The organism is Micromonospora sp. CV4 (assembly GCF_003667455.1).
In the GTDB taxonomy this organism is placed as follows: domain Bacteria; phylum Actinomycetota; class Actinomycetes; order Mycobacteriales; family Micromonosporaceae; genus Micromonospora.
Window position 1 is genome coordinate 22913 of sequence record NZ_RCVI01000346.1, and the last position, 14108, is coordinate 37020.

A 14108-nucleotide genomic window follows, 5' to 3' on the forward strand; every position below is an offset into this window, starting at 1 on the left:
CTGTCAACCGCAGACCTGCCCGGCGTGCCGATCGGCGTCGCCAATCGGACCAGTCGGCATGACCGGTCGGCGTCCACACGGAGTGGACGGAAGCCACTACTCTCGGTGTCCCGCAGGCCGGTTCCGTCAGCGAGGTCGCCCATGAACACACGCACCGCACAGTCCCGGCTCCGCGCGATGGCGACGACGCTGGCGGTCGCCCTGACCCTCACCCTCGCCGCCGCCGCGGGCTGCGACAGCCGGCAGCAGCCGGACCTGCCCTCCGTGCAGGAGAAGCTGCGCGAGACGCACATCTACGGCCAGTCGAAGCTGCGCATCGGCGTCGCCACCAACGAGCCACTGATGGGCGAGCTGCGCAACGGCCAGCACGTCGGCTTCGATGTCGAGATCGGCCGGTACGTCGCCGCCTCGCTCGGCTACGAGGGCGACCAACGGCTGGAGTTCGTCTCGGTGTCCACGGAGGACCGGATTCCGGCCCTGCAGGGCGGCACGGTCGACCTGGTGGTGTCGAGCTTCTCCATCACCGAGGACCGCAAGAAGCTGGTCAACTTCGCCGGCCCGTACTTCGTCACCACGCAGGAGGTGATGGTGCCGACCCGGCTCAAGGACAGGATCCGCACCATTGAGGACCTCCGCGACCCGGCCTACAGGGTCTGCACGAGCGGCGGTTCCACGACCGAGGCCGAGCTGGAGAAGCACCAGGTCAAGACGTTCGTGGTGAAGGACGTCGGCGACTGCGTCGACGGCATCCGGAAAGGGCGGTACGACGCCGTCAGCTCCGACGAGGCGATCCTCGCGGGTTTCCTGGCCAGCTTCCCCAAGGAGTTCGAGATCGTCGACATGCCGTTCGGCACCAGCGAGCTGCTGGGCATCGGCGTCCCGATCGGCGACCCCGCGCTGCGCGACCTGGTCGCGTTCTTCCTTCAGAAGAGCTACCAGCAGGGCCGGGACGGGCAGGCGAGCCCCTGGCAGACCGCGTACAACCGGACCTTGGGCCCCTGGCTGAAGGCCGAGAAGCGCCAGCCGCAGCCGCTGGAGGTGCCGAAGCTGGTCGACTTCGACGACAAGGCGCCCGCGAAGTGAGCGCGGCGCCGACCGCCACCGGCGGCGACGGGCCGGTCCCGCCGCCGCGCACGTCCGCGCCCGGCGTCGCCGCCGAAGCACCGACATTCGACGGTACGGCCGCAGCGCCGCCGGCCGGTGCGGTGGGTGACGTTGCCTGGCCAACCGCCGTGCCGGTCGCCGAACCCGCCGCGCCGGTCGTCGCCGAGGTCGAGCCCGGGCGGGTCCGATGGGATCCGGCGGAGCGGCGCGCCCGCGCCAGCCAGTCGTTCTGGACCGCCGTGGTGGGCGTGCCCGCGATCTTCTCGGTGCTCCGCCTCGGCGTGGAGGCCGGCGGTGAACTCCAGACCACGCTGCTGCTGGTGGCCAACGTCGGGCCGGTCAACCTGCTCGCCGGCTTCCTGACCACGGCCGCCCGGCTGCTCTCCACCGGCATGGTCGCCGTCTTCGCGCTCGGGGCGGTGCTGGCCGTCAGCGCGGACCGACTCCCGCCGGGCACCCGTCGCCGCCCGCTCTTCGCCCGCTGGGCCGACATCACCCCGGCCTGGGTGGTGCTGGCCAGCTTCCTGCTCGCCCTGATCACCTGGCCGCTGCTCTACCTTCCGCTGCTGGTGCCGGCGTTCGTGGCCGCATTCCAGTTGCGTCCGGGGCGGTTGCACGAACGGGTCGCGCCTCGGCTGCTGCTGATCGGCGCGCTGCTCGCCGGGTACGGCTGGCTGATGCTGCCAACGCTGCGTGACGCCGTGCAGCAGGGCGATGAGTGGCTGGTGCTGGCGCTCATCGTGGTGCCCCCGCTGCTGGCCGTGTTCATCGCGGGGCCGCTGCCGGGCATGGTGATCCGGCCACTGGCGTCGGTGACCGAGGTGGCGGTGCTCGTCACCCTGGTCTGGGCCGCGGTGCCGGTGATCAGCACACCGGTGTTGCCGCTGACCGTCACCACGGTCGGTCCGGAGAGCGGCCCCACCGAGGACGTACGCGGGCACGTCGTCACCACCGACGACGTCAACATGGTGATCCTTCAGGAACAGGGCGGCGTCCGGTACGTGCCGGTCGATCTGGTCCGCGCCCAGGTGCTCTGCCCGAGCGAGGAGGAGCTGCCCCGCCACCAGCTACGCATTCACGACTTCCATGTCGAGGACTCGCTGTTGGAGGGCATGGGTCGTCGAGTCCGTCCGGTCCACCGCATCGACGCCGCCTGCCGCACCCCGGCCTGACCGTCGCAGCGCCGCTCTCGGGCGGCACGGAACGGGCACCGGCCAGGCGGTCAGTACGACTTCTCCTGACCGAGCACGTGTTGGGCGACGAAGTTCAGGATCATCTCCCGGCTGACCGGGGCGATCCGGCCGGCCCGGACCGCCCCGAGAAGGGTGGCCACCCCGTACTCGGTGGTCATGCCGGCCCCGCCGAGCACCTGGACGGCGGTGTCCACGGCGAGCGCGGCGGCCTCCCCGGCGGCGTACTTGGCCATGTTGCCGGCCACCCCGGCCTCCAGGTCGCGGCCGGCGTCGTACAGGGTGGCCGCCTTCTGGATCATCAAGCGGGCCAGCTCGACCTGCACCGCCGCGTGCGCCAGCGGGTGCGACACGCCCTGGTGCGATCCGATGCTCCGGCCGCCCCAGACCTTGCGGGTGGCGGTGTACTCGCTTGCCCGCTCGATGGCGTACCGGCCGGTGCCGGCGCCCATCGCGGCGACGGTGATCCGCTCCGGGTTGAGCCCGGCGAAGAGAGCCGGCAGTCCGGCGTCCAGCGACTCGCCGACCAGCGCGTCGGCCGGCAGGCGTACGTCGTCCAGGTAGAGCAGGAACTGGTTCTCCGGCGACAGGATCTCCATGTCCAGCTTGGAGCGGGTCAGCCCGGCCGCGTCGGTCGGCACGAGAAACAGCGCCGGCTTGAGCTTTCCGGTGCCCGCCTCCTCGGTACGGGCCACCACCAGCACGTGGTCGGCCTCGTCGACCCCGGAGATGTAGCACTTGCGGCCGGAGAGCAGCCAGCCGTCGGCGTCCCGGCGGGCCACCGTGCCCAGCCGGTGGAAGTTGGAGCCGGCCTCCGGCTCGGTGATCGCGAAGACGATCTTCTGGGAGCCGTCGGCGAGGCCCGGCAGGTGCCGCTTGCGCTGGTCCTCGGTGCCGTGCCGGTTGATGACGGTGGCGGCGATGGCGGGGGAGACCACCAGCAGCAGCAGCGGGCAGCCGGCCGCCGCCAGCTCCTCGCAGACGATGGCCAGCTCGGTGATGCCGCCGCCCCCGCCGCCGTACTCGGTGGGGATGTTGACGCCCAGGTAGCCCAGCCGGCCCGCCTCGGCCCACAGCTCGGTGGTGTGTTCGTCGGCCTTCGCCTTCTCGACGAAGTAGCCGTGGCCGTACCGGCGGCCCAGCGCCCGCACGGCGTCGCGCAGCTGGTCCTGCTCGGGGGTGAGGTCGAAGGTCATCGGGGATCCTCCTCTGAATGGACCACGGCCAGCACGGCGCCGGTGCGAACCTGGCCGCCGGCCGGCACCGGCAGCTCGGCGACCACGCCGTCGATCGGGGCGAGCACGGGATGTTCCAGCTTCATCGCTTCGAGCGTGAGCAGCGGATCGCCGGCCGCGACCCGCTGGCCGACCTGGACGTGCACCCGGGTCACCGCGCCGGGCAGCGGCGCGAGCAGCGACCCGGCGGCCAGCTCCGCGGTCGGCAGCGGGAACCGCGGCAACTCGACCAGGCTCGCCGCCCCGTCCGGGCCGTCCACGAAGACCGCCGACCCCGCCCGGTGTACGCGGTACGCGAGCCGCACGCCGTCGACGTCGAGCACGACCCGGGCCGGGGCGGCCTCGACCAGCGCCACAGTCGGGTCGGCGGCGCTGGGTTCGGCGGCGGTGGGTTCGGCGGCGGTGGGGTCGACGGACCACTCGGCGAGCCCGCCCGTACGGTCCAGCCGGTAGCGGACCTCGATCTCGCCGTCCGGCCCGGCGAAGCGAGTGACCTGCGGGACGGCGGGCACGTTGCGCCAGCCCGACGGCAGCCCGGCCAGCACCCGGGACCCGACGCGGCGGCCGGCGGCCGCGGCGAGCGTGGCGGCCAACGCGGCCACCGGGAGTTTCGCCGCCGGCAGCAGCGGCGCGAAGACCTCGGGATGCCGGTCCAGGAACCCCGTGTCGATCTCCACGGCGGCGAACGCCGGGCTGCGCAGCACCCGGACCAGCAGGTCCCGGTTGGTGGTCACCCCGTGCAGCTCGGCCCGGGCCAGCGCGGTGGCCAGCAGCCGGGTCGCCTCCGCCCGGGTCCGGCCCCACGCGACCAGCTTCGCCAGCATCGAGTCGTAGTGCACGCCGACCACCGAACCGGTCAGCACGCCGGAGTCGAGCCGCAGGCCGGGCCGGCCCAGCGTGCCGAACTCGGCGGCCACCCCGGGGACCGCGAACCGGTGCAGGGTGCCGGTGGCCGGCCGCCAGCTCGCGGCCGCGTCCTCGGCGCAGAGGCGTACCTCGATGGCGTGCCCGGTGCTGTCCGGCAGCGCCGCCGGCAGCGACGCACCCTCGGCGACCAGCAGTTGCAGCCCGACCAGGTCCAGCCCGGTGCACAGCTCGGTGACCGGATGCTCCACCTGGAGCCGGGTGTTCATCTCCAGGAAGAAGAACTCCCCGCTCGGGGCGAGCAGGAACTCCACCGTGCCCGCGCCGAGGTAGTCGACCGCGCGACCAGCGGCCACCGCCGCCTCGTGCAACGCCGTCCGCACCCGCTCCGGCACGACCGCGGGCGCCTCCTCGACGATCTTCTGATGCCGACGTTGGATCGAACACTCCCGGTCGCCGAGGGACACCACCCGGCCCTGGGTGTCGCCGATGATCTGCACCTCGACGTGCCGGCCGCGCTCGACGTACCGCTCGATGAAGACCGTGCCGTCGCCGAACGCCGCGGCCGCCTCGCGGCGCGCGGAGGCGACGGCCTCGGCCAGCCCGGCGGCGTCCCGGACGATCCGCATCCCGCGCCCGCCGCCGCCGGCGGACGCCTTGACCAGCACCGGGAAGTCGGTGATCTCGTCGGTGTCGGTCCAACTGGGCAGCATCGGCACGCCGGCCTCGGCGAGCAGGGCCTTCGCGGCCAGCTTGTCGCCCATCGCGGCGATCACCTTGGCCGGCGGCCCCACCCAGGTCAGCCCGGCGTCGGTCACCGCCGCCGCGAACTCGGCGTTCTCGGCGAGGAAGCCGTAGCCCGGGTGGACGGCGTCCGCTCCGCTGCGGCGGGCCGCGTCCAGGATCAGGTCCACCCGCAGGTACGTCTCGGCCGGCGTGTCCCCCGGCAGCCGGACCGCCTGGTCGGCCTCGGCGACGAACGGCGCGGCGGCGTCCGCGTCCGAGTGCACGGCGACCGTCTCCACGCCGAGCGCCCGGCAGGTCGCGAAGACCCGGCGGGCGATCTCCCCCCGGTTGGCCACCAGAAGTCGAGTAATCACGAGCGCAAGCCCCCTACATCCGGAAGACGCCGAAGCTGTCGGCGCCCTTCACCGGTCCGTTGTGGATCGCCGAGAGGCAGAGCCCGAGGACGGTCCGCGTGTCCCGGGGGTCGATGACCCCGTCGTCGTAGAGCCGACCGGAGAGGAACAGCGCCCCGGACTGCGACTCGATCTGCTGCTCGACCATCATCCGCATCGCCGCGTCGGACTCCTCGTCGTAGTCGCGTCCGCGTGCGGCGGCGGCCTGCCGGGCCACGATGGAGAGCACGCCGGCGAGCTGCGCCGGACCCATCACCGCCGACTTGGCGTTCGGCCAGGTGAACAGGAACCTCGGCTCGTACGCCCGGCCGCACATGCCGTAGTTGCCGGCCCCGTAGGAGGCGCCCAGGTTCACCGTCAGGTGCGGCACCGTCGAGTTGGACACCGCGTTGATCATCAGCGCGCCGTGCTTGATGATGCCGCGCTGCTCGTACTCAGTGCCGACCATGTAGCCGGTGGTGTTCTGGAGGAAGATCAGCGGAGTGTCGGCGGCGTTGGCGAGCTGGATGAACTGGGCCGCCTTCTGCGCCTCCTCGCTGAACAACACCCCCCGGGCGTTGGCCAGCACGCCCACCGGATACCCGTGCAGCTCGCCCCAGCCGGTGACCAGCGCGTCGCCGTACGCCGGCTTGAACTCGTCGAAGTCGCTGCCGTCCAGGATCCGGGCCAGAACCTCCCGCGGGTCGAACGGCACCTTCAGATCCGCGCTGGCGATGCCGAGCAACTCCTCCGGGTCGTACTTCGGTGGCTGCGGGACAGGCGTACGCGGCGCCAGGCCCTGCTTGCGCCAGTTCAACCGGCGGACGCACTGCCGGGCCAGCCGAATGCTGTCCCGCTCGTCCTCGGCCAGATAGTCGGCGAGCCCGGACGTGCCCGCGTGCATCGCCGCGCCGCCCAGCGACTCGTCGTCGGTGACCTCGCCGGTGGCCATCTTCACCAGCGGCGGCCCGGCCAGGTAGACCTGCGACCGGTCCCGGATCATGATCACGTGGTCGGACATTCCCGGCACGTACGCGCCACCGGCCGTGGCGTTGCCGAAGACCACGCTGACCGTGGGGATACCCGCCGCCGAGAGCCGGGTCAGGTCACGGAACACCCGGCCGCCCGGAATGAAGATCTCCGCCTGCGTGGGCAGGTCCGCCCCGGCCGACTCGACCAGGTTGACCATCGGCAGCCGGTTGGCCAGCGCGATCTCACCGGCCCGCCGGGTCTTCGCGAGGGACCACGGGTTGACCGCGCCGCCGCGGACCGTCGGGTCGTTGGCGACGATCAGGCACTCCACACCCTCGACCACCCCGATGCCGGTGACCACGCTGGCCCCGACCGGGAAGTCCGTCCCGTAGGCGGCGACCGGCGACAGCTCCAGGAACGGGCTGTCGGCGTCCACCAGCAGCTCGATCCGCTCCCGGGGGAGCAGCTTGCCGCGCTTGTGGTGCCGGGTCACGTACTTCTCGCCGCCGCCGGCCCGGGCCTGGTCCAGCGCGGCGTCCAACTCGGCCAGCCGTTCCAGCAACGCGGCCCGGTTCGCCGTGTACCCGGGCCCGGACGGGTCGATCGCGCTGTCCAGGGTGGTCATAGACCCATGCCTTTCGCGATGATCTCGTTCATGATCTCGGTGGCGCCGCCGCCGATGCCGAGGATCCGGGCGTCGCGGTAGTGCCGCTCCACCTCGGCGTCGCGCATGTAACCGAACCCGCCGTGCAGCTGCAACGCCTGGTCGACGACGTGGTCGCAGGCGGCCACCGCGACGTTCTTGGCCATCGCCACCTCGGTCACCACCGGCTCGCCGGCCGCCACCCGAACCGCGACCTCGTGCACGTACGCCCGGGCCGCCTCCGCCCGGGTGTGCATCTCGGCCAGCCGGTGCCGGACCAGCTGCCGACTGGCCAGTGGACGCCCGAAGGTCTCCCGGTCCCGGCACCAGCGCACCGCCAGCTCGACGCAGCGCTGCGCCGTGGCGTACGCCTGGGTGGCCAGCGAGAGCCGCTCCGCGGCGAAGTTCTGCATGATCGCCAGGAAGCCGGTGTCCTCCGCGCCGATCCGGTTGGCCACCGGCACCCGCACGTCGACGAAGGACAGCTCGGCGGTGTCCGAGCAGTGCCAGCCCAGCTTCTCCAGCCGACGTCCCACCGTGAAGCCGGGGCTGCCCTTGTCGATGACCAGCAGGGTGAGTGAGCCGCTGCCGGGAAAGTCGGTGCAGACCGCGGTGGTCACGAAGTCGGCCCGGTGCCCGCTGGTGATGTAGGTCTTCGACCCGTTCACCACGTAGTGGTCGCCGTCGCGGCGGGCGGTGGTGCGGATGCCGGCCACGTCCGAACCGCCGTCCGGCTCGGTGATCGCCAGGGCGCCGATCATCGTGCCGGCCAGGGTGGGCCGGACGTACCGCTGGATCAGGTCGTCGTCGCCGGGCGTCGAGGTGCCGCCGAACCGACCGCCCAGCGAGCCGCCGGCGCTCGCGCCCGCCGCGGCGACCATGTGCGGCAGGGCGATGCCGTGCGTGAACAGGGCCGCGACCAGGCCGGACGAGCCGCCGGAGCGGATCAGCTCCTCGGTCACGAGGATCGAGTCGAGCAGGTCGCCGCCGCTCCCACCCACCGACTCGGGGAAGCCGATGCCGAGCAGACCGAGCTTCGCGGCGGTGGCGTGCAGCGCCCGGGGCACCTCGCCGGCCCGTTCCCACTCGTCGAGGTGGGGCAGCACCTCCCGGGTCACGAAGGCCCGGGTCAGCTCGCGCAGCTGCCGCCGCTCCGGGGTGTCCACGATGCTCATGCCGCCACCCCCGGCGCCACGTCGGACGGCAGGTCGACGACCCGCGAGCGCAGCAGCTCGCCGAGCGCCTTGGCCTGCGGGTCGAACCGGGTGGACGCGGCCACCCCGGCTCCGAGCAGGCCCTCGATCACGAAGTTGACCGCGCGCAGGTTCGGCAGCTCGTACCGTCGTACCACCAGCGGCGCGGTTTCCGGCAGCAGCTCGGCCAGCCGTTCGACGGTCAACCAGCCGCGCAGCCAGGCGTACCCGGCGTCGGAACGCGCCCAGACACCGAGGTTGGCGTCCCCGCCCTTGTCGCCGGAGCGCGCGCCGACCAGCTCGCCGAGCGCGCCCCGCCGAGTCCGAGGTGCGGCGGGGCCCCCGGTGACCGGATCCTGTTGTGCGACGGTCTCCGGCGAACCGGTGGTCGACGGCGGGGCGATCGGCACCCGCTCGCCGGAGGGCAGCACCGCGACGTGCGCCACCGCGTCCTGCGGCACCGTGTCGGCGGTGAAGACGCCGTACGGTGACGCGTCGCCCGGCAGGGTGGTCAGGGTGCAGCCCGGGTACGAGGCGAGCGCCAGCTCGACCGCGGCGGCCGAGAAGGCCCGTCCGGCCCGTGTCTTGTCGCTGTCCCGCAGGTGGACGTGGAGCAGGGCGCTGGCCGCCTCGGTGTCGGTGGCGTCCGGATGATCGGTCCGGGCCAGCACGAACTCCAGCCCGTCCTTGCCGACCGCCTCCTCGATCTGCCCCCGGACCAGGGCAGCCTTCGCCTCGATGTCCAGCCCGCAGAGCACGAACGTCATCGAGTTGCGGAAGCCACCGAGGTTGTTGACGCCGACCTTGAGGGTGGCCGGTGGTGGCGTGCCCCGGACGCCGGAGACCCGGACCCGGTCCGGCCCGTCCGGGCGCAGCGTCACGGTGTCCAAGCGGGTCACCACGTCCGGCCCCAGGTACGCCGGTCCGCCGACCTCGTAGAGCAGCTGGGCGGTGACCGTCTCCACCGTGACCGCACCGCCGGTGCCGGGGTGCTTGGTGAGCACGGTGGAGCCGTCCGGGTGCACCTCGGCGATCGGGAAGCCGGGCCGGTGCCCGCCGTCGGGCAGCTCGGTGAAGAAGCTGAAGTTGCCCCCGGTGACCTGCGCGCCGCACTCGACGAGGTGCCCCGCGACGGTCGCACCGGCGAGTTGGTCCAGGTCGTCGCGGCCCCACCCGTAGCGGGCGATGGCCGGGCCGACCACCAGCGACGCGTCGGTGACCCGCCCGGTGACCACCACGTCCGCTCCGCCGTCGAGGCACGCGGCGATCCCGAAGGCGCCCAGGTAGGCGTTCGCCGTCAGCGCGTCCGGTCGCTGGATCGTGTCGCCCTCGACGTACCCGACCCGCACCGGCAGATCGAGCCGGTCGGCGAGCCGCTCGATGGCGGCGGCCAGGCCGGCCGGATTGAGACCACCGGCGTTCGTCACGATCCGCGTCCCCCGGTCGAGGGCGGTGCCGAGGCAGGTCTCCAGCTGACGCAGGAAGGTCTTCGCGTAGCCCAGATCGGGGTCGCGCAGCCGGTCCCGGCCGAGGATCAGCATGGTCAGCTCGGCCAGGTAGTCGCCGGTCAGCACGTCCAGCTCGCCGCCGTCGAGCATCTCCCGCCAGGCGGTGAACCGGTCACCGTAGAAGCCGGAGGCGTTGCCGATGCGGATCACTCCCGTACTCCCTGCCCACCGGCCGACGTGGCGGACGGCTCCCGGCCGGTGCCCGGCGGGCCGGCGAAGGCCTGTGCCACGTCGAGCCACTCGTCGGCGACCGGCCCGGTCGCCAGCAGGGCGAGGTCCGCGCGGTGCCGACGCTGGGTGACCAGCAGGCAGAAGTCCCGGGCCGGGCCGGTCAGCCGGTCGGCGGCGTCCGCCGGACCCCAGCTCCAGGTGTCGCCGCCGGGCCCGGTCAGCTCGACCCGCACCGGCGCCGTCGGTGCCGGCCGGCCGTGCGCGGCGAAGCCGTGCCCGAGGGTACGCACGCCGAGGTGCGCCACGTGCCGGAGCCGGTCGCTGGCGGGGCGGGCGACGCCGAGCGCGTCGGCCACGTCCTCGCCGTGCGCCCAGGTCTCCATGATCCGGGCGGTCGCCATCGAGGTGGGCGACATCCGGGTGCCGTACCAGGGCAGTTTCTCGCCGGCCGGGACGGCAGCGAGCGCTGCGGTCAGCGCGCCGCGGCCGTCGCGCCACCGGGCCAGCAGCTCCCGCGGAGGCGCGAGGAACTCCTCGGCGCCGAGGTCGACCATTCGGGCCGGATCGGGTGCGGAGGTCACCGTCGCGAAGAACGCCGCCGCGTCGGTGGCGGCCAGCAGCGCCACGTGGTCGGTCCAGGCGAGGTGGGCGATCTGGTGCCCGATGCTCCAGCCCGGCGCGGGGGTCGGCCGTGACCAGTCGGCCGCCGAAAGTGGAGCCACCAGGGCGTCCAGCTGAGCGGACTCGTCGGCCAGGTCCGTGAGCAGGTCGCTGAGGTCGACCATGGTGCCTCCGGTTGGTGCGGGCCGGTGCGGCCGGCGGTCAGGGCGTGAGCAGAGTGGCGAGCTGGCGTTTCCAGGTGGTCAACAGGGCGGTACGCCGGGCCGAGTCGTCGTTGAGCAGGTTCGCCACGCCCAGCCCACGAAGCAGGTCGAGGGTGGCCTGCACGGCCTCCCGGACGCCGGGCCGGCGCTCGTCGACGCCGAGCAGGGCGACGGTGAGCCGGTGCATCTCCCGGCCGACCGTCGCCTCCAGAGGGACCAGGGCGTCCCGAAGCTCCCGGTCGGTGCGGGCGGCGACCCAGAGTTCGAGCGCGGCCACGAAGAGCGGCCCGGTGAAGGCCGCGCCGAGCAGATCGATGACCCGGTCCAGCCGCTGGGGCCCGGCCGGCAGCGCCCCCGCCTCGGTGCGCAGCTCGTCGGCCCGGCGTTCGGCCAGGTGGGCGACGGCGGCCGTGACCAGCGCGGCCTTGGTGGGGTAGTGGTGCAGCTGGGCGCCCCGCGAGACGCCGGCCCGGGCCGCGACGACGGTCGTGGTGGTGCCGGACCAGCCGTGCTCGACCAGGCAGTCGACGGTCGCCTCCAGCAGCCGGGCCTGGGTGGCCCGGCTCCGCTCCTGCTGAGGGACACGGGTCGATGTGGTGGACACGGGCATAGCCTGCGGCCCAGGAAACAAACAGTCAAGACTGACTTTTTAAGGCTGCCATCGCCTGCTTCAGCGACAGCCGCTGAGGACGCTGGCCATCTTGACCCGGGCCCTCGGCTGGGCGGTCAGCGACCGTCGCGGGGGCCGAAGACAGCCAGCGCGTCGGCGTCACTGTGCTGGGAGCGCAGGTACTCGTCGGCCCAGGCGGCAGCGTCGGGGAACGTGGACTCGGCCGCCACCCGGGCGCACGCCGCATCCACGTCGAAGGCGGTACGCCGCAGCTGGATACCCGGCCCGAGCAGGGCCCACCACGCGCCCGTTCCCCCGTACGGCATGCCGATGCTGCCCGGGTTGACCACCAGGCGTCGGTCGACCAGCCGGGTGAAGGGCATGTGGGTGTGGCCGCAGACCACCGCCGCGACCTCGGCGGGAAGACCTTCGAAGACCTCCGCCCAGCGCGACATCCGGGAGTCGACGAGCACGAGTTCCTCGTCGTCGCGGGGGGTCGCGTGACAGAACAGCGTCGGACCGAGGCCGTCGATCTTCAGGGTGACCGTCGGCGGCAGCGCGGCAAGTCTGGCTACCTGGTCCTCGCGCAACTGCCCGGCGGCCCAGTTCGACACCTCGATCGAAGCGGGCCGACCGGCGCGGGCCTCGACCAGCTCGCGGTCGGCGTTGCCGCCCACCCAGCACACCCGATCACCGAGATCGGCGAGCACGTCCAGAACCTCGACCGGCTGCGGGCCGGCGGCGATGTCACCGGTGAGCACGATCAGGTCGGCGGCGGCGACGTCCGGCTCGGCCAGCACCGCCTCCAGTGCGGGCAGTACACCGTGGATGTCGGACAGGACGGCTACTCGGCTCAGCATCGCTCCACCCTCGCCGGGCACCCGCACCCCGTCCAGCGTTTCTGCGCCAGGCAGACGGAACGTCCCCGCCTCCGGTCAATGACGGGAGGCGGGGACGGGACGTACCGCTCAGACGCGGGCGCGGCGGGCCAGGCGCTCCGGGTCCAGGATGATGATGCTCTTGCCGTCCAGGCGCAGCCAGCCGCGCGAGGCGAAGTCGGCCAGAGCCTTGTTGACCGTCTCCCGGGAGGCGCCGACGAGCTGGGCGATCTCCTCCTGGGTGAGGTCGTGGGTCACCCGCAGCACGCCGCCGTCGCGGGTGCCGAACCGACCGGCCATCTGGAGCAGGTTCTTGGCGACCCGGCCCGGCACGTCCGTGAAGATTAGGTCGGCGAGCGAGTCGTTGGTCCGGCGGAGCCGCCGGGCGAGCACCCGGAGCAGCTGCTCGGCGATCTCCGGGCGGTTGTTCAGCCACGGCCGCAGCGCCTGCTTGCGCAGTCGCACCAGCCGGGTGTCGGTCACCGCGGTGGCGGTCGCCGTACGCGGACCCGGGTCGAAGAGCGACAGCTCACCGACCATGTCCGACGGGCCCATCACCGCGATCAGGTTCTGCCGGCCGTCCGCTGCGCGGCGCCCAACCTTGATCTTTCCAGACAGCAGGATATAGAGGCTGTCACCGGGCTCGCCCTCATTGAAGACGATCTCGCCCTTGCGGACCTCGATCGTCTCCATCTCCTTGGCGAGCGCCTCGGCAGCCTCCGGGTCTACACCCTGGAAGATCCCGCTGCGGGCCAGTACCTCGTCCATCGCGCACCTCCGGTTGCGCGTGCCGTCCGTCGGCCGGGTCCGCCGTCCGCTGATCCCCTCGCGCGTCGCCAAGTCTAGGCGCACGTGAGCTGGAATCAGAGGTCGCCCCTGGAATCTTGATCGGTGGGCGTAACCTGCCCGACGTGCTGAGCGACCCGACTCTGACCAGCCGCACCGAGGACGGGCGGGAGGTCCCGCTGCTCGTCTGGCGCGCGGACGTCCCGCTGCGGGCCGTCAGCAGCGGCCCGCTGGGCGGCGGTATCGGCGTCCGGCGCTGGGTGCTCAACGCCACCGTGCCCATGTCGTACGACCGGGACGACCCCGCCGCGCACCTGGCCGCGCTCGCCGGCGACCTGGCCCTCGACGGGCCCGGGGTGGGTCTGCTGACCGGTGTCGATGTGACCGAGGTGGTGGCCCGGACCGACACCGGCGTCCGTGCCTGGGCGACGGTCGGGCTCGGCATTCCGGTGCCGGCCGCCGCGCCCGCCCCGGCCGCGCTCACCCAGCGGGTCGGCACGGTCAACATCGTGGTGTACGTGCCGGCCCGGCTCGCCGACTCAGCTCTGGTCAACGCGGTGGCCACCGCGACCGAGGCGAAGACCCAGGCGATCAGCGAGCTGGGGCTGCCGGGAACCGGCACGCCGACCGACTCGGTCACCGTGCTCTGCCCGGTGGACGGGCCGGAGGCCGCGTACGGCGGTCCCCGCTCCGCCTGGGGCGCCCCGCTGGCCCGAGCGGTGCACGCCGCGGTGTTCGCTGGCGGCGATCGGCCGGTCGTGCCCTGGTCAGACCGGCTGGCCGGCTGAACTTCCGACCGATCGGCCCTCGTCGGCGCGTTTAACGAACGGTAGGGTCGCGGACGATGTACGCTCCCGAGCCCCTCTCGCCCCGCCCGCGCCGCCGTGTCGCCCTCGGCCTCGCCGCGCTGCTGGCCGCCCTGCTCGTCGCCGGCTGTGCGGACTCCGCGGAGGCGCCCGTCTGGCAGCCGGGCGCCGGCGGCGGTGGCACCGGCGCCCGGCTGCCAGACGGG

At 73.2% G+C, this 14108-nt stretch carries 12 protein-coding genes; 3 read left to right on the forward strand and 9 right to left on the reverse strand.

Features of this window, described 5'->3' with window-relative positions; all coding sequences use genetic code 11:
* The first annotated feature begins 141 nt into the window (after nt 1–141).
* Both EAD98_RS24545 and EAD98_RS24550 read left to right on the forward strand, forming a co-directional pair.
* On the forward strand, nt 142–1083 hold the full coding sequence (locus EAD98_RS24545) for a transporter substrate-binding domain-containing protein (protein WP_121656355.1): 942 nt from the start codon (nt 142–144) through the stop codon (nt 1081–1083).
* Nucleotides 1080–2276, forward strand: coding sequence for a hypothetical protein (locus EAD98_RS24550; protein WP_121656356.1), 1197 nt, complete (start codon nt 1080–1082; stop codon nt 2274–2276). Before EAD98_RS24545 ends, EAD98_RS24550 begins: the two co-directional genes overlap by 4 nt.
* 50 nt (nt 2277–2326) lie before the next feature.
* Here the strand turns inward: EAD98_RS24550 and EAD98_RS24555 are convergent, their stop codons facing one another.
* The 9 genes from EAD98_RS24555 to EAD98_RS24595 all read right to left on the reverse strand — a co-directional run bounded on the left by EAD98_RS24555 (nt 2327) and on the right by EAD98_RS24595 (nt 13078).
* A complete protein-coding gene (locus EAD98_RS24555) occupies nt 2327–3490 on the reverse strand; it encodes an acyl-CoA dehydrogenase family protein (RefSeq protein ID WP_121656357.1) in 1164 nt (387 codons plus the stop codon).
* The gene (locus tag EAD98_RS24560; protein WP_121656358.1) at nt 3487–5493 is read right to left on the reverse strand and encodes a biotin carboxylase N-terminal domain-containing protein; all 2007 of its coding nucleotides are present in this window, start codon (nt 5491–5493) and stop codon (nt 3487–3489) included. The genes EAD98_RS24555 and EAD98_RS24560 overlap by 4 nt, the downstream gene beginning before the upstream one ends.
* 13 nt (nt 5494–5506) lie before the next feature.
* On the reverse strand, nt 5507–7108 hold the full coding sequence (locus tag EAD98_RS24565) for an acyl-CoA carboxylase subunit beta (protein ID WP_121656359.1): 1602 nt from the start codon (nt 7106–7108) through the stop codon (nt 5507–5509).
* Nucleotides 7105–8301 (reverse strand): acyl-CoA dehydrogenase family protein, encoded by a 1197-nt coding sequence (locus EAD98_RS24570; protein WP_121656360.1) that lies wholly within the window; start codon nt 8299–8301, stop codon nt 7105–7107. Before EAD98_RS24570 ends, EAD98_RS24565 begins: the two co-directional genes overlap by 4 nt.
* Nucleotides 8298–9977 carry an acyclic terpene utilization AtuA family protein gene (locus tag EAD98_RS24575; protein WP_121656361.1) on the reverse strand — a complete coding sequence of 560 codons (1680 nt, stop codon included), beginning with the start codon at nt 9975–9977 and terminating at the stop codon, nt 8298–8300. The genes EAD98_RS24570 and EAD98_RS24575 overlap by 4 nt, the downstream gene beginning before the upstream one ends.
* A complete protein-coding gene (locus EAD98_RS24580) occupies nt 9974–10783 on the reverse strand; it encodes a TIGR03084 family metal-binding protein (RefSeq protein WP_121656362.1) in 810 nt (269 codons plus the stop codon). The genes EAD98_RS24575 and EAD98_RS24580 overlap by 4 nt, the downstream gene beginning before the upstream one ends.
* Nucleotides 10784–10820: 37 nt before the next feature.
* Nucleotides 10821–11426, reverse strand: a complete 606-nt coding sequence (locus EAD98_RS24585; RefSeq protein ID WP_121656367.1) for a TetR/AcrR family transcriptional regulator — start codon at nt 11424–11426, stop codon at nt 10821–10823.
* 122 nt (nt 11427–11548) lie between these two features.
* Nucleotides 11549–12292 (reverse strand): metallophosphoesterase, encoded by a 744-nt coding sequence (locus EAD98_RS24590; RefSeq protein ID WP_121656368.1) that lies wholly within the window; start codon nt 12290–12292, stop codon nt 11549–11551.
* A gap of 108 nt (nt 12293–12400) precedes the next feature.
* Nucleotides 12401–13078 (reverse strand): Crp/Fnr family transcriptional regulator, encoded by a 678-nt coding sequence (locus EAD98_RS24595; protein ID WP_007466162.1) that lies wholly within the window; start codon nt 13076–13078, stop codon nt 12401–12403.
* A 143-nt stretch (nt 13079–13221) separates the two neighbouring features.
* On the opposite strand from EAD98_RS24595, the gene EAD98_RS24600 reads away from it, so the two are divergent.
* Entirely contained in the window at nt 13222–13884 is a 663-nt protein-coding gene (locus EAD98_RS24600; protein ID WP_121656363.1) for an adenosylcobinamide amidohydrolase, read from the forward strand.
* Nucleotides 13885–14108: the final 224 nt, after the last annotated feature.